General features: G+C 75.4%; 17 protein-coding genes and 1 pseudogene. 8 read left to right on the top strand and 10 right to left on the bottom strand.

Annotated elements, in window-relative coordinates; translation table 11 throughout:
• The first annotated feature begins 76 nt into the window (after positions 1-76).
• The gene (erm, locus tag O4U47_RS12370) at positions 77-967 is read left to right on the top strand and encodes an ErmE/ErmH/ErmO/ErmR family 23S rRNA (adenine(2058)-N(6))-methyltransferase (RefSeq protein ID WP_270677965.1); all 891 of its coding nucleotides are present in this window, start codon (positions 77-79) and stop codon (positions 965-967) included.
• A gap of 51 nt (positions 968-1,018) precedes the next feature.
• On the opposite strand, the gene O4U47_RS12365 is transcribed toward erm, so the two are convergent.
• Positions 1,019-1,591 carry a hypothetical protein gene (locus O4U47_RS12365; protein WP_270677964.1) on the bottom strand — a complete coding sequence of 191 codons (573 nt, stop codon included), beginning with the start codon at positions 1,589-1,591 and terminating at the stop codon, positions 1,019-1,021.
• A gap of 163 nt (positions 1,592-1,754) precedes the next feature.
• On the opposite strand from O4U47_RS12365, the gene O4U47_RS12360 reads away from it, so the two are divergent.
• From O4U47_RS12360 to O4U47_RS12350, 3 genes are all read left to right on the top strand, one after another.
• Positions 1,755-2,888, top strand: coding sequence for a chitinase (locus O4U47_RS12360; protein WP_270677963.1), 1,134 nt, complete (start codon positions 1,755-1,757; stop codon positions 2,886-2,888).
• A 104-nt stretch (positions 2,889-2,992) separates the two neighbouring features.
• Complete coding sequence (locus O4U47_RS12355; protein WP_270677962.1) at positions 2,993-6,058, top strand: DEAD/DEAH box helicase; 3,066 nt, start codon at positions 2,993-2,995, stop codon at positions 6,056-6,058.
• Positions 6,055-6,867, top strand: coding sequence for an SWIM zinc finger family protein (locus tag O4U47_RS12350; protein WP_270677961.1), 813 nt, complete (start codon positions 6,055-6,057; stop codon positions 6,865-6,867). The genes O4U47_RS12355 and O4U47_RS12350 overlap by 4 nt, the downstream gene beginning before the upstream one ends.
• A 126-nt stretch (positions 6,868-6,993) precedes the next feature.
• Here the strand turns inward: O4U47_RS12350 and O4U47_RS12345 are convergent, their stop codons facing one another.
• The 3 genes from O4U47_RS12345 to O4U47_RS12335 all read right to left on the bottom strand — a co-directional run bounded on the left by O4U47_RS12345 (position 6,994) and on the right by O4U47_RS12335 (position 8,685).
• The gene (locus O4U47_RS12345) at positions 6,994-7,395 is read right to left on the bottom strand and encodes an ACT domain-containing protein (RefSeq protein WP_270677960.1); all 402 of its coding nucleotides are present in this window, start codon (positions 7,393-7,395) and stop codon (positions 6,994-6,996) included.
• A 126-nt stretch (positions 7,396-7,521) separates the two neighbouring features.
• Positions 7,522-8,034 carry a GNAT family N-acetyltransferase gene (locus O4U47_RS12340; RefSeq protein ID WP_270677959.1) on the bottom strand — a complete coding sequence of 171 codons (513 nt, stop codon included), beginning with the start codon at positions 8,032-8,034 and terminating at the stop codon, positions 7,522-7,524.
• A 90-nt stretch (positions 8,035-8,124) separates the two neighbouring features.
• Entirely contained in the window at positions 8,125-8,685 is a 561-nt protein-coding gene (locus O4U47_RS12335; protein WP_270677958.1) for a GNAT family N-acetyltransferase, read from the bottom strand.
• Between the two features lie 406 nt (positions 8,686-9,091).
• Here O4U47_RS12335 and O4U47_RS12330 point away from each other — a divergent pair, with 406 nt between their 5' ends.
• Positions 9,092-9,346 carry a PLD nuclease N-terminal domain-containing protein gene (locus O4U47_RS12330; protein ID WP_270677957.1) on the top strand — a complete coding sequence of 85 codons (255 nt, stop codon included), beginning with the start codon at positions 9,092-9,094 and terminating at the stop codon, positions 9,344-9,346.
• 23 nt (positions 9,347-9,369) lie between these two features.
• Here O4U47_RS12330 and O4U47_RS12325 read toward each other — a convergent pair whose 3' ends face one another.
• Positions 9,370-10,050 carry a class I SAM-dependent methyltransferase gene (locus O4U47_RS12325; protein WP_270677956.1) on the bottom strand — a complete coding sequence of 227 codons (681 nt, stop codon included), beginning with the start codon at positions 10,048-10,050 and terminating at the stop codon, positions 9,370-9,372.
• 11 nt (positions 10,051-10,061) lie between these two features.
• On the bottom strand, positions 10,062-11,231 hold the full coding sequence (locus tag O4U47_RS12320) for an MFS transporter (protein WP_270677955.1): 1,170 nt from the start codon (positions 11,229-11,231) through the stop codon (positions 10,062-10,064).
• A gap of 172 nt (positions 11,232-11,403) precedes the next feature.
• Here O4U47_RS12320 and O4U47_RS12315 point away from each other — a divergent pair, with 172 nt between their 5' ends.
• Positions 11,404-11,862, top strand: coding sequence for a MarR family winged helix-turn-helix transcriptional regulator (locus tag O4U47_RS12315; protein WP_270677954.1), 459 nt, complete (start codon positions 11,404-11,406; stop codon positions 11,860-11,862).
• Here O4U47_RS12315 and O4U47_RS12310 read toward each other — a convergent pair.
• On the bottom strand, positions 11,848-12,330 hold the full coding sequence (locus O4U47_RS12310; protein WP_270677953.1) for an HAD domain-containing protein: 483 nt from the start codon (positions 12,328-12,330) through the stop codon (positions 11,848-11,850). The genes O4U47_RS12315 and O4U47_RS12310 overlap by 15 nt on opposite strands.
• Positions 12,331-12,708: 378 nt before the next feature.
• Positions 12,709-13,488 carry an enoyl-ACP reductase FabI gene (fabI, locus tag O4U47_RS12305; RefSeq protein ID WP_270677952.1) on the bottom strand — a complete coding sequence of 260 codons (780 nt, stop codon included), beginning with the start codon at positions 13,486-13,488 and terminating at the stop codon, positions 12,709-12,711.
• 184 nt (positions 13,489-13,672) lie between these two features.
• Between fabI and O4U47_RS12300 the strand changes: the two genes are divergently transcribed.
• Both O4U47_RS12300 and O4U47_RS12295 read left to right on the top strand, forming a co-directional pair.
• Positions 13,673-14,407: an SDR family NAD(P)-dependent oxidoreductase gene (locus tag O4U47_RS12300; protein ID WP_270677951.1), complete on the top strand. Its 735-nt coding sequence runs from the start codon at positions 13,673-13,675 to the stop codon at positions 14,405-14,407.
• Positions 14,397-14,957: a MarR family winged helix-turn-helix transcriptional regulator gene (locus tag O4U47_RS12295; protein WP_270677950.1), complete on the top strand. Its 561-nt coding sequence runs from the start codon at positions 14,397-14,399 to the stop codon at positions 14,955-14,957. Before O4U47_RS12300 ends, O4U47_RS12295 begins: the two co-directional genes overlap by 11 nt.
• 208 nt (positions 14,958-15,165) lie before the next feature.
• Here O4U47_RS12295 and O4U47_RS31280 read toward each other — a convergent pair.
• Positions 15,166-15,381: pseudogene (locus O4U47_RS31280) on the bottom strand (hypothetical protein); the annotation flags it as partial.
• 66 nt (positions 15,382-15,447) lie between these two features.
• Positions 15,448-19,572: a serine protease gene (locus O4U47_RS12285; RefSeq protein WP_270677948.1), complete on the bottom strand. Its 4,125-nt coding sequence runs from the start codon at positions 19,570-19,572 to the stop codon at positions 15,448-15,450.
• Positions 19,573-19,599: the final 27 nt, after the last annotated feature.

Genomic DNA, 19,599 nt, shown 5'->3' with positions numbered 1-19,599 from the left:
CGGGCCCGTGCGAGAGGCGCCGCGCCGCCCGCCCCTGTCGGCCGCCGCATCGTGCGGCGGCAGGAACGGACGCCCGATGGCGCACATCCATGGACCCGGCCGCGACGGCCGCCCCGCCGAGAGGAGCCCCGGCCGGTCCCGAGAGCACGGCCCGAAGGGGCGCAAGGCGGCGGGGGCGCGGCGGCGCTCGCTGTCCCAGAACTTCCTCACCGACGCGTCGGTGGCCCGCCGCATCGTGCGCGCCGCCGACCTGCCCGAGGGCGGACTGGTGCTCGAACCCGGCGCGGGGGACGGCATGATCACCTCCCACCTGGCGCGCGGGAACCGGCGGGTGACGGCCTACGAGGTCGACCCGTACTTCGCACGGCGCCTGTCGGAGCGGTTCGCCGCATCGCCGCGGGTGCGGGTGCGCCCTGCCGACTTCACCGCGGCCCCGGCGCCGCGCGGGCCCTTCTCGGTCGTGGGCAACATCCCCTACTCGCGCACGTCCGCCATCGTCGACTGGTGCCTGCGCGCCCGCGCGCTGCGGTCGGCGACCCTGCTGACCCAGTGGGAGTACGCCCGCAAGCGCACCGGAGCCTCCGGGCGTTGGAGCAGGCTGACCGTGCTGACGTGGCCGCAGTTCGAGTGGGCGCTGGGCGACCGCGTGCGCCGCGACCGGTTCCACCCCGTTCCGCGTGTGGACTCGGGTGTGCTGCGCATCGTCCGGCGCCCTGAACCGCTCCTGCCCGGAGCGGCCCTGGCCGACTACCGCGCGCTGGTGGAGGCGGGGTTCTCCGGTGTCGGGGGCTCGCTCGACGCGTCGCTGCGGCGCCTGTACCGGGCGCGGCGGGTGGACGCGGCCCTGCGCACGGCCGGGGTGGAACGCGGAACGGTGGTGGCCTTCGTCACCCCCCGCCAGTGGGCGGTCCTGTCCTGTCACCTCCTCGGGATAGAAGGGGGACAGGTCGCCGGGAAGGTCCGGTGACCGCGGGCCGGGCGCGAGGGCCGAGGACGGCGGCCTCCGCGCCCGGCCCCTTCACTCCGGGCGCTCGGAGGCGCCGGCCGGGGAGGTCCTGCGGTAGGCGACGACGCCGATCCCTCCTGCGGCCCATCCCAGCACCACGCCTGCGGCGACTCCGCCCCAGTCGGGCGCGACCGACACGCCTCCGCCGACCATCGAGATCCCGGGCCCCGTCGCGGTCATCTGCCGGTTGATCTGTTCATAGGTGCCCGGAGGGCCGTCTGAGGACGTCAGCGGCGTATAGGCGAACCAGCCGAACGACTCGCCGTGCGCGCTGCCCGGGACGCTCCCCGATTGCATCTGCTCGACCGACACCACGCGGGCGGTCCCGTCGCTGACGGCTCCGGCGAGCACGCAGGCGCCCCAGATGAGGAGGAAGACGGCGGGGCCGCCGCGCGCGCTCCGCACCGAGGGCAGCGTCCACCACAGCAGCGCGGTGGCGGCGGCGCCGGCCGTGAGCGCCCCGGCGGCGATGGGCAGCAGGCCGGAGTAGAAGAAGGAGGGGGCGGTGAACAGTCCGGCGGCGGCGATGAGGACCGCCGCGGGGACCGCCCAGCGGAGGGTGATCGAGCGTTGCCTGGGGTCCATCCGCGTCACCCTAATGGGACGGAACGGCCGCCGTTGCGGGGGATCCTGTGGCATGCGGGGGTGTTGACGCCCCCGGGGGCGGGGGTTACCTTCGCCACATCTATTAGGAAAGTTTCCTTAAGATTTTGGCCCCCGCCCGCCCCCACCCCCGCGAGGAGCCCGCGTGACCCCCCTGACCCGCACCGTCGCCGCCACCGCCGCCCTCGTCTGCGCCGCGGCCGGAACCGCCGCCGGAGCGGCGCCCGCACCCGCAGCGGCCGCACCCGCCGCCTCCTCCACCCTGCCCGACCGCGTCATGGCCGGTTACCTGCACACCAGCTTCGCCAACGGGTCCGGATGGGTGGACCTGGCCGACGTGCCCGACCAGTGGGACATCATCCACCTCGCCTTCGCCGAGCCCACCACCCCCACCTCCGGGCGGCTGGAGTTCTCCCTGTGCCCGCGGCAGGAGTGCCCCGGCGTCCCGGACAAGGCCGAGTTCATCACCCAGATCCGCGACGCCCAGGCGCGCGGCAAGAAGGTGGTGCTCTCGGTCGGCGGCGCCCGCGGCCAGGTCTCCCTGGAGACCGCCGCCGCCCGCGACGCCTTCGTCGAGTCGGCCTCGGCCATCATCGACGAGTACGGCCTCGACGGGCTCGACGTCGACTTCGAGGGCCACTCGCTCTACCTGGACGACGGCGACACCGACTTCCGCTCCCCCACCACCCCCGTCATCGTCAACCTCATCGACGCGCTGCGCGCACTCTCCGACCGCTACGGCCCCGACTTCGTCCTGACCATGGCGCCCGAGACGTTCTTCGTCCAACTCGGCTACACCCACTACGGCAGCGGCCCCTGGGGCGGGGCGGACCCCCGAGCCGGGGCCTACCTGCCCGTCATCCACGCCCTGCGCGACCGCCTGACGCTGCTGCACGTCCAGCACTACAACTCCGGCCCCATCGTCGGCCTGGACGACCGCTACCACACCATGGGCTCGGCCGACTTCCACGTGGCCATGGCCGACATGGTCCTGCAGGGGTTCCCCGTGGCGGGCGACAAGACCGCCGTCTTCCCTCCCCTCGCCCCCGAACAGGTCGCCATCGGCCTGCCCGCGAGCCCGCTGGCGGGCAACGGCCACACCGCCGCCCCCGAGGTCCAGGCCGCCTGGGACTGCCTGACCACCGGCGCGCGCTGCCCCGACTACGCTCCTCGCGGCACCTACCCGGGCCTGCGCGGGCTGATGTCCTGGTCGATCAACTGGGACCGCTACAACGGTGACGAGTTCGCCACCGAGCACGGCGCCCACATCGGCTCCTAGCGCCCGGCGGATGCGCCCCTCCGGCGCCGCCTGTACGAGAACGTCACCGGTGGTCGCGATACTGGGGGCGTCATCGTGAAAGGCGCGACCGATGGGGGCGGAGCGTGCGGGTTCTGCACGGGGCCTGGGACGGGGCCGACGGCCTGGTCGTCTGGGCGGAGGACGCCGCGCTGCCGCCGTGCACCGGCGGGCGCGGGGCGGATCGCACGGTCCGCGCGACCGGAGCGGACGGGGCGGCCCCCCAGGCCCCGCCGCGGCATCCCTACGCGCTGCCCGCCGACGCCCTGAGCGCGCTGCTCACCGGGCTCGGCGCCCACCGGGGCGAACCGGAGGAGCGCCGCGTCCTCCTCCCCGGCTCGGCCGCGCACCCGCTGCCCTCGCCCGCCCTGGGGCCCCTCCCGGACGCGCCGGAGGTGGACCGGCCCCGCCTGCACGAATGGCGCGTGCCCTGCGCAGCGCTGCGCGGGAACCGGGCCGACCGCGCGCTGGCGCTCCTGGACGCCGCCCCGGCCGGGGACCTCGCCCTCGGCCCCGCGCTGCGCCATCTGCTGGCGGTGCGCGGCTTCGCCCGGCGCCTGGCCGCCACGGGCCGCGTCCTGCCCCGCCTGGTGGGCGAACCGCCGCAGGCCGTATGGCGCCCCGTCCTCCAGGACGCCGACGCCGAACACCTGCGCGCGCTGCGCACGGCCCTGCCGCCGTCGGCGCGGGCACTGGGCACCGCCGACGGCACCACACACGGCGCCGACCCGGTCCACGCGGCCCTGTGCGCCCTGACCGACACGGCCGCGCGCGCCCGGAGCCAGGGCGCCCGCCCCGCCGGCCACCCCACCGGCCGCCTGCTGGCCGCCGCCCTCACCCGCCCCGCCCCCGCACCGCTGCACGCCCCCGCCGGAACCGACCTGCCCGCCCTCGCCGCCCGCCTGCGCGACCGGCACGCGGCCGCCGAGCGCCCCTCCGGCGCCCGCCTGGTCCTGCGCCTGGTCGAGCCCGACCCCGAACAGCGCGAACCGGGCGCGCCCGAGCGGTGGCGGGTGGAGTTCTGGGTGCGCTCGGAGGCCGACCCCAGCCTGCAGCTCCCCCTGTCGGACGTGTGGCTGGGCGAGGGCGGCGCCTGGCTCCCCGACGACGTGGAGACCCGCCTCCTGCGGGAGCTGCGCCGCGCCGCCCGACACTTTCCACCCATCCGGGACGCCCTCGAGGAGCTGGCCCCCGCGGCCGTGGAGACCGGCACCGGCGGTGCCTACGCCTTCATCCGCGACGCCGCGCCCCGCCTGGACGCCGCCGGGTTCGCCGTGGTCCTGCCCGACGGCATGGACGGCTCCCGGCTGGGCCTGAAGCTGACCGTGCACGAGGGCGAGCAGGCCGGCAGCGGCGGCGGCATCGGCCCCTCGGACCTGGTCGACTTCTCCTTCGAAGCGGTGCTCGGCGGCGCCCCGGTCGACCTGGAGGAGCTGGCGGAGCTCGCCCGCCTCAAGCAGCCCCTGGTGCGGCTGCGCGGCCGCTGGGTCGAGGTCGACCCGGCGCACCTGCGCTCGGCGCTGGACTTCCTGCGCCGCCGCGGCTCCGGGCGGATGCGCCGCGACGAGGCGCTGCGCGCGGCCGCCGCCCCCGACGGCGGCGGCGCCCCCCTGCCGCTGGTCGGCGTCGAGGCCGACGGCCCCCTGGGCGACCTGCTCGCCGGGGCGGCCGAGGCCCGCTTGGAGCCCATGGACACCCCCGCCGACTTCGACGGGGCGCTGCGGCCCTACCAGCGGCGCGGCGCCGCCTGGCTGCGCTTCCTGGGGCGGCTGGGCCTGGGCGCGGTGCTCGCCGACGACATGGGGCTGGGCAAGACCGTGCAGCTGCTGGCGGTGCTCACCGGGGAGCGGGCCGAGGGCGGCGCCCCCGGCCCCACCCTGCTGGTGTGCCCGGTGTCGCTGGTCGGCAACTGGGTGCGCGAGGCCGCCCGGTTCGCGCCGGGGCTGCGGGTGCACGCCCACCACGGGCCCAGCCGCCCGCACGGCAACGTGCTGGCGCGCACGGTGGGCGGGTGCGACCTGGTCGTGACCACCTACGGCGTCGTCACCCGGGACGCCGGGGAGCTGGCGGCCCTGCCCTGGCACCGGGTGGTGTGCGACGAGGCGCAGGCCATCAAGAACCACTCGACCGACCAGGCGCGGGCGGTGCGCGGGCTGGACGCCGACTGCCGCATCGCGCTGACCGGCACCCCGGTGGAGAACGACCTGGGCGAGCTGTGGTCGATCATGGAGTTCGCCAACCCGGGCCTTCTGGGGCCGCGCGCGGCCTTCCTGCGGGGGGCGGCGCGGATCGAGCGCGGCGAGGGCGAGGAGTCCGAGCGCGCCGCCGACGCCCTCAAGCGCGCGACCGGCCCGTTCATCCTGCGCCGCCTGAAGACCGACCGGTCGATCATCCAGGACCTGCCCGACAAGAACGAGTTCCGCACCTGGTGCACGCTCACCCCGGAGCAGGCGTCGCTCTACAAGGCGGCGGTGGAGGAGATGACGCGCCGCCTGGACGAGGCCGACGGCATCCAGCGCAAGGGGCTGGTGCTGTCGACGATGGCCCGGCTCAAGCAGATCTGCAACCATCCCGCCCAGTTCCTGGGAGACGGCTCGGCCCTGGCGGGGCGCTCGGGCAAGCTGGAGCGGCTGGAGGCGGTGCTGCAAGAGGCCCTCGCCGAGGGGGACAGCGCCCTGTGCTTCACCCAGTACGCGGCCCTGGGCGACCGGCTCGCCCCCTACCTGTCGGCGCGCCTGGGGGCGCCGGTGCTGTGGCTGCACGGCGGCACGCCGCGCCCCTGGCGGGAGGAGATGGTGCGGCGCTTCCAGGAGGCGAGCGAGCCGATGGTGTTCCTGCTGTCGCTCAAGGCGGCCGGAACCGGGCTGACGCTGACCGCCGCCAACCACGTGGTGCACATCGACCGGTGGTGGAACCCGGCGGTGGAGGACCAGGCGACCGACCGGGCCTTCCGCATCGGGCAGCGGCGCGACGTGCAGGTGCGCAAGCTGGTGTGCACGGGCACCCTGGAGGAGCGGGTCGACGCGATGATCGAGCGCAAGAAGGCGCTGGCCGAGCGGGTGGTGGGCACCGGGGAGGACTGGCTGACCGAGCTGTCCACCGATGAACTGCGCGAGGTGGTGCGCCTGGCTCCCGAGGCGGTGGCCCGGTGAGCGCGGCGGGTGCGGAGCCCTCCTGGTGGTCGCGCAGGTTCATGGGCGCGCTGGAGAGCGGGACCGGGCCCGGCCGCCTCGCGCGCGGGCAGGCGTACGCGGAGCGCGGCGCGGTGGAGGGCCTGAAGGTGGCGCCGGGCGAGGTCCGCGCGCAGGTCCGGGGCGGCACGGCCCGCCCGTACCGGGTGAGCGTCATCCGCGTGGCCCTGGAGGACGGCGACTGGGAGCGGGTCCTGGGCGCGCTGGCGGGCCAGCCGCTGTTCCGCGCGCGGCTGCTCGGCGGGGAGCTGCCGGTCGAGGTGGACCGGGTCTTCGACGTGCTGGGGCTGTCGCTGTTCCCGCGCGGGCTGGACGAGCTGGTCCTCACCTGCTCGTGCCCGAACTGGGGCGACCCGTGCGAGCACGCGGCGGCGACGCTGCTGGCCCTGTCGGACGCGGTGGCGAAGGACCCGTTCCTGCTGACGACGTGGCTGGGGCTGCCGCGCGCCGAGTTCCTGGCGGGGCTGCGGCGGCACGCCGGGCAGGCGCGGCGCGGGCGGGCAGAGGGCGGGCAGGCGCAGGACGGGGACCCGTTCGCCGATGAGCGGCGCCCCGGGGCGGAGCCGCCGCCCCTGCCCGAGGATCCTGAGCGGTTCTGGACGCACACACCGGTGCTGGAGCCGCCGAGACCGCTGCGCCCGCAGCCCGCGCTGTACGCGGCCGACCCGGACGAGGAGGGCGGACCCGGTGACGGGGTCGGCGATGCCGCCCTGCTCGACGCGTTGGAGCCGCTGTACGCCCGGATGACCGGGGACTCCTCCGACGACTGACCGCTTTTTGCCGTTTCGGGAAGACAAATCCGATCCTTGCCTTTATAGCGTAGATCTGCCGTTGGCCCGGTTCGCCCCGGCAACGGGGAAGCACCCCGGCGACGGCAAGCGGCGCCCGGCTCCGGCTCAGCCGCCCGCCGCGAGGCCTTCGAGCGCCGACACCGCCCGCTCGCGCTCGTCGTAGGGGATGAACAGGTGGTCGTGGAAGAAGCCCGCGACCACGTTGCAGGACAGCCCCTCCTGCCCCAGCGCCCCCGCGACGGCGGCGGTCAGCCCGACGGCCTCCAGGGACGAGTGCACCTTCAGTTCGATCCAGGCGGCCACGTAGTCGTAAGACAGGCCCGCGGCGTCGGCCTCGGCGCGGGAGCAGACGATGGTGATGGCCTCGTCCTCGGCCACCGTGGCGACCGGGCGCACCCCCGGCGGCACCTCCGGGGCGTGGGTGAAGACGTACTCGCCCTCCCGCAGCTCCGGACGCATCCCGGAGATGAGACGGGTCAGGTCGCGCTCTCCCGTGGCGGTGGTCATCGGGCCTCCCTCGCTCGCCCTGTCCTCTTCGGACCCCTGGGTCCCCTACGGCCCAGGATGCCCGCGGACCCCGCGCGGCGCACGCTCATCCCCGCCGCGCCGCAGAATGAGGACATGCCGTCCCGGTCAGCCCGGCGCGCGCTGCATCAGGACGGTGTCGAGCCAGCCGCCGTGCTTGTACCCCACGCCCTCCAGGCGGCCGGTGTGCGAGAAGCCGTAGCGCTCGTGCAGCGCGATGGACGCGGCGGCCTGGGCACCGTCGGGGGTGTCCGCGATGACCGCGATGATGCTGCGGATCCCGGCCTCGGCGCACGACTCCACCAGGGAGCCGAGCAGGAGGGTGCCCAGTCCGGCGCCGGTGCGCCCCGGGGCGAGGTAGACGGAGTCCTCCACCGTGTACCGGTAGGCGGACTTGGGCTTCCAGGGGGCCGCCAGGGCGTACCCGGCGACCTCTCCCCCGGCCTCGGCCACCAGGAACGGCAGGCCGCGCTCCCGCAGGTCGAGGAGGCGGGCCCGCCAGGCACTGGTGTCAGGCGCCTGTTCATCGAAGGTGGCCACGGTCTCGGTGACGTAGTGGGCGTAGACGGCGGCGACGGCCTCCATGTCGGCCTTCTCCGCCGGTCGCACGCGCGGTTCCATGCGGCTCCTCGGTGGTGGGCGCTCCGGAGGCTCCGGCCGCTCCGGTCCACCGGATCCTACGCTCCGGGACGCGCGCCCTCGCGCGCCCGGTCAGTTGTCCGTGAAACCCGCGGGGACCGCGCCTTCCAGGTCTGAGGGACGCATCCGGAAGACCTGCAGAGTGGTGTCGTAGTACTTGTCGGTCTCGCCCACCCACTCCATGCCGATGCGGCGGGCGGTGGCGGCAGCGCGTTCGTTGTCGGGACGGGCGACGGCGAACAGCTCCTCGAGCCCTTGCCCGAACGCCCACGCGGCGAGGGCGCGGGCCGCCTCGCTGGCGTACCCGCTCCCCCAGGCATCGGGGCGCAGGTGCCAGCTCAGCTCGAAGTCCTCTTCATAGGGCGGCAGCTGGCGCAGCGCCAGGCCGCCGATGACCTCCCCGTCGGACTCGCGGACGACCGCCCAGCGCCCGGCCGGGGTGACCAGGTTGGGCTGGGCCTCGATCCAGGCCTGCAGGACCGAGCGCATGGCCTCTTCGTCGCCGACGGTGCTCATCTCCGGAGTGAGGCGGGCCGCCACTTTCTCGACCCCGTATATCCGCAGCGCGGCGGGCGCGTCGTCGGGCGCCCAGTCCCGGATGCGGAGCCGTTGGGTGCGCAACTCGGACGTCATGGAGAAATGCTAGACGAACCCCTTTCACGCGAAGGTAAAGGGCTCTTGGGAATCTTCGGGGCGCCCGGATCGGTCCGTTCGGTCCGTGCGGGCGTCGTAGGCGGCGGGCGAGCTCCGAGTAGCGCATGGCGCGCGGCACCGCGTTCACCGACCGCGCCGAACCCGGGTGGGACGCGGGCGCCGACGCGGACCCCACCGGGCGATGGCGAAGGGAGGGGAGCGCAGGCGCATCGTGCTGGCCCCCTGACCCCCGGGACCACCAGCCGAGGGAGGCGGGGTACCGCCCACCCCCCACTCCGGTCGCACACCGGGTTGGTCCCGCAGAGCGACGCGCCGGACGGTGGCCGCTCCCTAGCGTTGAATCCGTCATCGCGACCGGAACGCCCCAGGGATTGGATGCCGCGCCATGCTCGTGCACACCGCCGCCACCACCGCGCTCTTCGCCGACCAGGTCGGGGGTGCGGCCCTGCTCGCCCTCGTCACCGTGGGCCTGCTGGCCTACGTCGCATTCATCGTCGCCGCGTTCTTCGGCAGCCTCACCTCGCGGCTGGACGCGGGGATGAAGGTGGTCTGGGCCCTGTTCATCATCTGCGCGCCGTTCCTGGGCGCGCTGTGCTGGTTCATCGTCGGCAGGAGGAGCGCGGCCGCCGCGGCGCACTGACGCCGGGGCGGCCGCGGCATCGGCTAGGAGGACCGGTCGGACCCGGCCTCCCCGTCCGCGCGCATCAGGAGGTGGCCGCGCCGGAACCGCTCCTGGAAGCGCTCGTCGGTGACGGGCTCCCGCAGCATCCGGCCGACCTCGGTGAACCCGGCCCCGGCCGCCGCCGCTGCCATCGCGTCGACCGGCCACCGGTAGGCGGTGGCGACCGCGTGGTCGAAGGGGGCGACCGGTCCGCCCTCGGCCTCGAAGAAGGCGAGCAGGAGGTGGCCGCCGGGCGCCAGCACGCGGCGGAACTCGGCGAGGTAGGCGGGCACCTCCTCCGGCGGCAGGTGGATGAGCGAGTACCAGGAGAGGGCACCGGCCAGTGCGCCGTCGGGCGTGTCCAGGTCGCCCATGGAGCCCACCCGGAACTCCACGTCGGGCAGGTCCTTGCGGGCGATGGCGACCAGGGCCGGGGACAGGTCCACGCCGGACACGTCCAGGCCGAGGCCGCGCAGGTGGCCGGTGATCTCGCCCGAGCCGCTCCCGAGCTCCAGGACGGGCCCGGCGCCGCGGACCAGGTCGGCGAAGGCGCCGATCAACGCGCGGTCCAGGTGCAGGGAGGCAAGCGACCCGCGGGCGAACTCGGCGTAGCGGTCGGCGAGGCCGTCGTAGGCGTCGGCGGTCGCCCGCAGGTGGTCGGTCGGTGGGGAGGATCCGTTCACGGCGGGGGAGCCTACTCCTGCCGGGAGAGCGCCGGTGCACGGCGCCGGTCGAGAGCCCCTGAGGCCGCGGTCACGCCGAAGGCCAGCACCGCCATGGCCGCGCCGACGAGCAGCGGCGAGGTGAGGCCGAGTCCGGCGTCGATGGTCCGTCCGGCGAGGGAGGAGCCGACGGCGATCCCGGCGTTGGCCGCCGAGGAGGCCACGGCCGAGGCGAGCACCGGGGCGCCCTCGGCCTTGTCGATCACCCGGGCCATGAAGCCGGGGACGGTGGCGAACCCGGCGCCGCCCACCAGGGCGAGCATCGCGGCGGCCGCCATGGGGTACTGCGCGGTCAGGGTGAAGGCCACGAGGACGGCGGCGAGTGCGGCCTGGGCGACCAGCAGGGTGGGCACCTGCGCGCGGTCGGCGAGGCGCCCGCCGACCAGGTTCCCGGCCACCAGCCCGGCGCCGAAGAGCATGAGCAGCGGCGTCAGCAGGCCCGGGGAGAACCCGGCGACGCCGGTCATCAGCGGCGCGACGTAGCTGAAGGCGGCGAACAGGGCCCCGATGCTCAGTCCGGCGGTGGCCAGCGCCAGCCACACCTGGCCGCGGGCGAAGACGGCCAGCTCGTCGCGGAGGCGGGCGGGTGCGCCCTCCTGCCCGGCCGGCACCAGCAGGACCAGGCCGATCAGGCTGAGCACGCCCAGGGCGGCGATGGCCCAGAAGGTGGCGCGCCAGTCGAAGGCCTGGCCGATCCAGGTGCCCAGGGGGGCGCCGAAGACGTTGGCGACGGTCAGACCGGTGAAGACCATCGCGATCGCCCGGGTGCGGCGCTCGGGGGCGACGGTGTCGGCGGCGACGACCGAGCCGATGCCGAGGAAGGCGCCGTGGCAGACGGCCGCCAGGACGCGCCCGGCCATGAGGGTCCCGTACCCGGGGGCCAGGGCGGACAGGGCGTTCCCGGCGATGAAGAAACCGAGCAGGACGAGCAGCATCGTCTTGCGGGGCATGCGGGTGGCGGCGGCGGTGAAGAGCGGGCCGCCGACGACGACGCCGAGGGCGTAGCCGGAGATGAGCAGGCCCGCGGTGGTGAGGGTGACCGACAGGTCGTCGGCGACCTCGGGCAGCAGACCCATGATCACGAACTCGGTGGTGCCGATGCCGAAGGCGGCGAGCATCAGCGCGAACACGGCGAGGGGCATCCGTACTCCTTGGGGCGGGGCCCCGGGCCAAGATCCCGGGGTCTACGTCGCCGCAATAGTTGCACAGACGTATTTTGTATTTCAAATGACCGCTGTGACGTCCTTTGCATGGAGGTCCTGCGCGCGTGCTGGATATGCTGGCGCAAAGTCCGCCACAGCAAGGAGTCCCGGCATGGGCGCGCCCTCCCCCTCTTCGGCCGACCCCCGGATCGAGGAGCCGACCCCGCTCGAGGCGCGCTGGCGCAGCCTGCGCCTGTTCGAGGCGCGCGTCCGGGAACGTCTGGAGCGCGCGCTGGAGCCGCACGGGCTGACGTGCTCGGAGTACTCGGCGCTGTCCGCGCTGCACTACTCCGACGACGACGGCCACCTGCGCCAGCAGTTCCTGGCCGAGGCCATCCCCATCGGCCAGAGCTCCCTGAGCAGGATGGTCGGCCGCCTGGAGCGGGCGGGCCTGACCGAGCGCTACCACTGCTCCAATGACCGGCGCGGCGTGTACACGCAGATCACCGACCTGGGGCGGCGGAAGGTCGAAGAGGCACGCGAGAGCTACGCGCAGGCACTCGAAGAGGCCCTGGCCGAGGAGGGCGGCGACGAGACGCGGGCCGAGCTCGTCGCGCTACTGCTGAAGTGACGCGGGCGCCCAGGAGGCCAGCGCCGCGAAGTCGCCAGGGGTCAGGCCGACGGCGGGGTCGACGCGGTGCAGCAGGGCGGGCGCGTCGTGGTGGTCGGCGACGAAGGCCCGGTCGGCGTCGTCGATGTCGTCGTCGACCCAGGCGAAGGGGCGCCCGCGGGCGCGGTCCACCAGTGTCGGCGTCTTGAAGGAGAGCGCCCCGTAGGCGGGCGCGGCGTCGGGCCATTCCACGACCGGCAGGCGGGGCAGGCCGAACAGCGGGGCGAGCACGTCGTTCGCGGCGTGCTCCCAGGTGGTGGCCCAGACGAGGGTGTAGGGCAGGTCGAGAAGGGCGCGCCCGTGGCCGGGGTGGAGCAGGACACCGGACAGGCCGAGGGAGCGGTACCCGGCGCGGTGGAGGTCGTCCCGTGAGGCGGCATAGGGGTTGAGGGGGCCATCCACGTCCAGGAAGAGCAAGGGCGCGGTCACAGTACTCCTTAGGCGGGCTCCTCAAGGCGAACGAGGCGTCGGGAGCACCGCCCGAACAACCTCCTCCTATAGGTGATCCTCCCCTGCTGCTGCCCGATCGCACGGGGAGCACCTCTCGTTGACGCACGCGCCGCGCGAACGGGACCAGCCGGGAATAACCCCGGGAGAGGCCTCCGGGGGACGTCGGCCGCTCGGCGCCCGAGAAAGCGTGGCCGTCGCGCCCGCCTACGCGACGATCCTCGGGGGACCACTTCGCCGTGTTCCCGGCCCTCAGAGGCCCCGGTCGCGGGCCTGGTGGCCACGTCCGGCCTGGCCGCCCTCGCCGTCAGCGCGCAGAGCGCCCCGCCGACGGGGCGGCCCGTCACGGCACCGACCGCGTCACAGGCCCGCGACCGGGGCGCCCATGGCGTGGTGGCCGCCGTCGACGTGCAGCGTCGTCCCGGTGATGCCCCGCGCGGCGGGCGACATCAGGAAGAGCGCGGGCCCGGCGACGACCGTGGCGTCGGAGGTGTCCCACCCGACGGGGGCCGACTCGCCCCACCGGTCGGCGATCCGGTCGAAGCCGGGGATCGACCCGCCCGCGAGGGACTTGATCGGCCCGGCCGCCAGGGCGTTGACGCGGATGTTCTGCGGCCCCAGGTCGCGGGCGAGGTACTTGGTGCTGTTCTCCAGGACGGCCTTGGCGCTGCCCATCCAGTCGTAGACGGGCCACGCGCGGCTCGCGTCGAAGGTCAGGGAGACCACCCCGGCCCCGTCGGGCGCCTCGGCCATGAGGTCGCGGAATCCGACGGCCAGGGCCTTGAGCGAGTAGCCCGAGACGTGGACGGCCTCGGCGACGTCGTCCCACCCGGTCTCCAGGAAGTTGCCGCCCAGGGCCTCGGCCGGGGCGTAGGCGATGGAGTGCAGGAGGCCGTCGAGGTGGTCCCAGTGCCCGGCGACGGCCTTGGCGGCGGCGTCGACCTGGTCCGGGTCGGTGACGTCCAGGCCCAGGACGTCGACCGGTTCGGCGGGCAGGCGCTTGGCGATGCGCTCCAGGATGGAGAGCTGGCGGCCGGGCGGGTTGGACAGGATGACCTCGTGCCCCTGCTTCATCGCCTCCTCCGCGACGGCGTAGGCGATGGAGGACTGGGTGGTGATGCCGGTGATGAGCAGTTTCACGGGACTCCCTCGGTGACGTCGGTGCCGGTGGTGGCACCGTAGCCAGGCCGGGGGCCGGTCGGCGTTCGCGCATGTGCACAAAGTTCGGGCCGAGAAGTTGGAACGGCCGCCCCGGAGTAGTGCTACGGTGACTTTAGCTCTAAAATTTAGCCCTAAAGTCAGCGTAGCGAGAGGATGGTCTCCCATGGCGCGCACGGTCGTGGTCAGCGGCGGCGGCACCGGGATCGGGAGGGCGGTCGCCGCCCGCTTCGCCGCCGGAGGGGACCGGGTGGTGGTCATCGGCCGCCGGGCCGACGTCCTGAGCCGGGCCGCCGACGGGATCGGCGCCACCGCGCTGCCCGCCGACCTCGGCGACCCCGCCGGGGCCGAGCGGGTCCGCGCCGAACTGGCCGACCGCTTCGGCACCGTCGACGTCCTGGTCAACAACGCCGGGGGCAACGTCGGGACCGGCGACGGCGCCGCCGACGGCCTCACGGACACGGCCCGCCGGTGGGCGGGCGACTTCCGCGCCAACGTCCTCACGTCGGTGCTGCCGACCGAGGCCCTGCGCGACCTGTTCACCCCCTCCGCCCGCATCGTGTTCGTCTCGTCGATCGCGGCCTACCGCGGCTCGGGCGGCGGCTCCTATGGACCGATGAAGGCGGCCCTGCACCCGTACATCTACGACCTGGCCGCCGACCTGGGGCCGCGCGGCATCACGGTCAACGCCGTCGCCCCCGGCCTGATCGACGGCACCGAGTTCTTCGGCGGCGCGCTGGACGATGAGCGCCACGCCGCGCTGGTGGCGCAGACCCGCACCGGCCGGGCCGGGACCCCCGGCGACGTCGCCGAGGCGGTCCACTGGCTCGCCTCGCCCGGCGCGGGGCACGTGACCGCCCAGATCGTCCAGGTGAACGGCGGTGCCGAGAATGGCCGCTGAACCGGCCGCCGGGCCGCCCGGGCCCCCGCGCGACGGCGCCGACGCCATCCAGGACGCCTGGCGGCGCGAGCTGCCGGGCGTCTCGGTCGAGTCGATCGGGATCATCACCCGGGTCTGGTGGGCGGCCAAGGTGTTCGGCGACGAGCGCCGGAGGCTCCTGGCCGACCTGGGCGTGGACACGGCGACGCTGGACCTGCTCTCCACGCTCCGGCGCTCCGGGCCGCCCTACCGGATGAGCCCCGGGGACATCGCCGAGGCGTGCCGGGTGACGCCCGGGGCGATCACGCAGCGCGTGGCCCGGGCGTCCGAGGCGGGCCTGGTCGAGCGGACCACGAGCGGATCCGGCTACCACGCGCGCGCCGTCGCCCTGACCGACGCGGGGTCCGCCCTGCTCGACCGCGTGGTCGCCGACCTGCTCACGGCCGAGGAGCGCTTGGTCGCCCACCTGCCCCCCGAGCGCCGGGAGCTGCTGGCCGACCTGCTGCGCGAACTCCTCTCCGGCCTCGGCGGCCCGCCCCCGGCGGGCCAGGTCGGCGACCGGACCGATTGAGGCTCTCGGGCGGAACACACCGGGCGGGACGCGGCGCCCCCTGGAGGGCGGGGCGCCGCCGCGTCCCCGCCCGGCCCTCGCCGACGGGCCGACGCGCTCTCAGCCTTCCTTCTCCCAGGTCAGGGTCACCGTGATCTGGGCCTCCCCCCCCCGCGGTGCGGGCCACCACGACCCCGGCGTCGGCGGAGACCTCCATGCCGAACCGCGCCGTCACCGTGTCCGGGCGCACCCGCATCCCCGCGCGCCTCCCGGTGATCGCCTCCGCCATCGGGCGGATGCGGTCCACCGCCGCCTCGAAGGACTCCGAGAGCCGATCGACCTGCGCATGGTCCCCGCCCGCCGCGGGGATCAGGTCGCCGGGCAGCGGGGCGACCTCCACGCGCACCGTCCCGCCGCCGACCGGCACGTCCGGATAACGGGCCATGCGTTCCTCTCCCCTCTCCCTCGGTTCCCCCGTCCCCGATCGCCGGATCCGCAGCGCCGTCCCGCCTCACCCGCCGGTGCACACCCCGTCCGCGACCGCCGCCGCCGGCATGCCGCTCCGCTCGGCCCCGGTCAGCTCCCGGTCCCCGGCCACCGCGCACACGTGCCGCATCCACTCCTCCGGGTCGAGGGAGTAGATCTGGGCCCCGCCGTGGTCGCCCCGGGTCAGCATCAGCCCCTCCTCCCCGTGCACGGCCACGACCCTGCTGTCGCTGCTCGCCGGGAGCGGCAGTGTGCGCCGTTCCTCGCCGGAGTAGTCCCAGGTGCGCAGGACGTCGCCGTCCACGACCGCGATGACGGGCCGGTCGCTGGTGACCGCCGACAGCCCGAACCCGCCGACGAGGGTCTCCTCCTTGCGGGGCGCCCTCCCGTCGAGTCGCCACAGCTCCACCTGCCAGCCGTCGTCCTCGTCGTAGGAGTAGGCGACACCGTGCCCCGCGTCGTCGGGGTCGTGGTGGAAGGCGGCCAGCGCTCCCCCGGTCGGCAGCGGCTCGGTCCCGGTGCGCTCACCGGTGCGGGCGTCCCAGGTCTGCAGGGACGCGCCGTCCGGGCCGACGACGCGGTAGACGAGCGGCCGTCCGGGGATCTCGTCCATCGTCAGCGGCATGCGGGCGCCGCCGGGCCCCGCGCTCTCGGGCAGGGGGAGGGGGAACGCCGGTCCCACCGGGTCTCCGCCCTCCAGCGCGTAGGCGCGCGCCCGCCCGGAGTCCTCCACGATCAGCACGTGCGCGTCGTCGTCGGCCACCAGGGCCTGGGGCTCGTCGGAGCCGGGCAGGTCCACGCCCCACAGGGGCGCGCGGCTCCGGGTCTCGTGCACCTGGACCCGTTCCCTTCCCGCCAGCACCAGGTGCGTGTCACGCGCCGTCGCGGCGGCCGCGTCGGGGAGGTCGACGGCGCCGAGCCGTTCGCCCTCGCGGTCCCACAGCTCCACGCCGTCGCCGCGCGGGGGCCCACCCTCGTACCGGAAGGGGTTGCGCAGGGTGAGCACGAGGTCGCCGCCGCCGGAGACGGTGAGCCCGAGCGTGTCGAGGCGGCCGGACAGGCCCTCGGGGGCGACGGTGCCGATGCCGACGCCCTCGTAGTCCCCGCCGAGGTGGGCGGTGCGCAGCAGTCCCGACCCGGCCGACGCGGGCACCACGCGCGTGCCCTGACCGTACGGGGCGGCGCCGCCGATCACCTCTCCCGCGTCGACGTCGAGGTAGTACCGGTCCCATGTGCGCCCGGAGGCCGCCGCGTATCGGCCGTCGAGGCCGAAACCGATGCTCTCGCTGCATTCCACTGGGGCGGTGAACCGGTCACCGGTGTCGGCCTCGGCGGGGCGGTGCACCGCGATGTCGCTCTCGGGCGGCCCGTCGAACGATTCCTCCACGGGTGTCTCCCGGCAGGTCAGCAGCGCGGATTCGCGTTCTCCGGGGGCGAACCGGACGACGCGCCCGGTCTGCAGGGACGAACTGAAGAAGGAACCGTCCAGAACCGTCCGGCTCCCGTCCTCCAGATCGACGCCGAGCGGCTCTTCGAGGCCGAGGCCGTCGCCGCCGCCTTCCACATAGAGCGTCCGCTCGGACAACGCGAAGGAGGGGGGCCGCCCTCCGCCGGTGCCGGCCGGGAGCCGGAGCACCTCCTCGGCCGCCCTGTCGGCGGTATGGACGGCGATCTCCGCTTCGGCCGCGTCGTAGAACGCCGCGTATGTCCCCTGGGGCGAGAGCGAGAGGAAGCCCGCCTCCTCGTCGGACTCCAGGGGGACGGTGGCCAGGCGCCCGCCGTCGGCGTCGTGGATCCGCACGCCGCCGGGCACCCGCAGGGCCGTCCGGGACCCGTCGGCCGACAGGGTCCCGGCGAGCGCGGCGGTGCCGCTGATCTCCTCCTCCACGTACCCCTCGGCGGTGCGCCGCCACAGGAGCATGCGGTCGCCCGACCGCATCCCCACCCGGTCGAGCCCCCGGGTCAGGGCGGCGCCGTCGCCCGCCCCGTACTCCAGGCCCGGCGGGCTGAGCAGCCGGTCCAGGTGGCGGGTCTGCATGTAGGCGGTGAACAGGACTTCGGCGGCCTCCTGTGTGGGGGCGGTCCGGTAGGCGGCCACGGCTTGCAGGAGCGTGGCCCCGCTCTGCCTGAAGGATTCCTTGACCTGGGCCGCGATCTGCTGCGAGGCCGACACCCGCTCCCCCTCCCCCGCCTGGCGCCGCCACGCCTCGGCGGCCAGCACGACGGTGAGCAGGACGGCGAGCAGGGCGCTCAGGCCCACGGTCCACAGCCGCTTGCGGGTGCGCCGCCTGCGCTCCTGGCCGGCGGAGGCCTCCAGGTAGCGCAGCTCGGCCGGTCCCAGGTCGCGGTGCCGGTCGCGGGCGGCCTCCCGGCCCCGCGCCAGGGCCGGGCCGCGCAGCAGCAGCGACGTGTCCTCCCCGGCCCGCGACCAGCGTTCGACGTCGCCGCGCAGTTCGTCCTGCCAGGTGAGGAAGGCGCGGTCCGCTTCGACCCAGGCGCGCAGGCGGCTCCAATGGGCGATGACCGCGTCGTGGGTGAAACGCACGACGGCGCGGTCCCCCCGGCCGTGCGCGGCGACGAGCCCGTCGAGGGCGGGCCTGCGGACCAGGTCGGCCTCGGCCTCCCCCAGGTCCGCCACGGGCACCGAGCGCCCCACCGGCGGGGCCTCGCGCAGCACCCGCACCATGCGCAGGAACAGGCCGCGGGCCACACCCCGGTCCTCCTCTCCGAGCCGCTCCCATATCCGCTCGGCGTAGCCGTCGACGGCGCCGCTCAGCCCGTGCAGCTCGTCGTAGGCCTCGTGGCCGATCACCCCGGCGGAGGTCCTGCGGTCCCACAGGCGCGCCAGGGTGAGCTGGAGCAGCGGCAGCGGCGGGGTGTCGGGGTCCCCGCCCCGCGCGGCGTCCAGGAGGCGCGGGACCATCCCGGGGGCGAAGTGGGCCCCCGGCGGCAGCGGCCCCTCGATGGCCCGGCGGAGCTGGTCGTCGTTCATCCGGGGGACCTCGTGCGGCTGCCAGGCGGCGCCGACGGGGCCGTCCCCGGGGGCGATCCCGAGCCGCCCGCGGACGGCGTCCAGGTGGTCCGAGCGCACGGCGAACAGGCAGCGCGGACCGGTAGCGGTGCGGGCCGCGGCGGCGACCCGGGCGAGGAGCCCCCGGCCCGCCTCCCCTGCGGCCTCCTCCGCCTCCACGGCCTCCTCCACCTGGTCCACGACGATGAACCGGTGGGGCCCCTCTCCGGCGGCGGCCCGCTCCAGCTCCTCCTCGCGGCGGGCGAGGTCGTCGGGGCGGACCACCAGGCACCGCGCCCGGTCCGCCTCCTCCAGCTCGGGCAGCACGCCCGCCAGCAGCAGCGACGACTTGCCCGCGCCGGACGGCCCGGCCAGCAGGACGTTGCGGCCGCGTCGGGCCAGGTCGGCCGCGACGGTGCGGGCCAGCTCCTCGCGTCCGAAGAACAGGTCGCGGTCGGCCTCCTCGAAGGCGTGCAGCCCCCGGTAGGGCGCGGGCGGCACGGTTCCGGCCCCCGTCGCCTCCCCAGCGGCCCGGGACAGCGCGCGGCCGCTGATGGCGAAGCTGGTCCGCCGTTCGGGGCCGGGGTCGACCATGGCCACCATGCCCACGACGCCCTGGTGCACCTCGGACCAGAGCGGGCCGCCGCTGAACCCCGGCTGCACCCGCATGCCCAGGGTGCGCTGGTCCTCGATCTGGAGCAGGCCGGGGGCGGCATGGGCCAGGACGAGGCAGCGGGCCCAGGCGACGAGTCCGCGGTCCAGGGGCAGGCCGCCGACGAGCACGTCGGTGCGGGAGGGGGCGTCCACGGCGACGAGCGGGACCGGGTGCGCGCCGGGCGGGAGCGGCGGCGGCAGCCGGAGCACGGCCACGTCGCCGGGCTCGCCGGTGTTGCGCGGCTGCAGGAGGGCGATCCCGGCGTCGACGGCGGCGTCCGGCTCCCCGGTCAGCGGGAAGGACAGCGACAGCCGGTCCTGCGGGTCCGGGGCGGACGCCTCCGGTCGGCCGAGGGCCCGGGACACGACGTGGGCACAGGTGAGCACCGTGGTGTCGGTGACCAGGACGCCGGTGCCGGCGAACGACCCCGGGGCCTGCGCGAAGCGGATCCCGACCAGTGCCGCCTCGACGGGGGCAGCGGGCACCTCGACCCTCCTCGGTTGTCGGCGGCC

It is taken from the genome of Nocardiopsis suaedae, from assembly GCF_027706745.1.
GTDB lineage: Bacteria > Actinomycetota > Actinomycetes > Streptosporangiales > Streptosporangiaceae > Nocardiopsis_A > Nocardiopsis_A suaedae.
Note: the sequence above shows the minus strand (reverse complement) of the source record. Positions and strands in the feature narration are given on the sequence as shown.

Coding starts and splice junctions, on each gene's coding strand:
- O4U47_RS12330 (WP_270677957.1), top strand. CDS start 9,092: ATGCTCGTGCACACCGCCGCCACCACCGCGCTCTTCGCCGACCAGGTC.
- O4U47_RS12320 (WP_270677955.1), bottom strand. CDS start 11,231: ATGCCCCTCGCCGTGTTCGCGCTGATGCTCGCCGCCTTCGGCATCGGC.
- O4U47_RS12365 (WP_270677964.1), bottom strand. CDS start 1,591: ATGGACCCCAGGCAACGCTCGATCACCCTCCGCTGGGCGGTCCCCGCG.
- O4U47_RS12300 (WP_270677951.1), top strand. CDS start 13,673: ATGGCGCGCACGGTCGTGGTCAGCGGCGGCGGCACCGGGATCGGGAGG.
- O4U47_RS12335 (WP_270677958.1), bottom strand. CDS start 8,685: ATGACGTCCGAGTTGCGCACCCAACGGCTCCGCATCCGGGACTGGGCG.
- erm (WP_270677965.1), top strand. CDS start 77: ATGGCGCACATCCATGGACCCGGCCGCGACGGCCGCCCCGCCGAGAGG.
- O4U47_RS12315 (WP_270677954.1), top strand. CDS start 11,404: ATGGGCGCGCCCTCCCCCTCTTCGGCCGACCCCCGGATCGAGGAGCCG.
- O4U47_RS12340 (WP_270677959.1), bottom strand. CDS start 8,034: ATGGAACCGCGCGTGCGACCGGCGGAGAAGGCCGACATGGAGGCCGTC.
- O4U47_RS12345 (WP_270677960.1), bottom strand. CDS start 7,395: ATGACCACCGCCACGGGAGAGCGCGACCTGACCCGTCTCATCTCCGGG.
- O4U47_RS12295 (WP_270677950.1), top strand. CDS start 14,397: ATGGCCGCTGAACCGGCCGCCGGGCCGCCCGGGCCCCCGCGCGACGGC.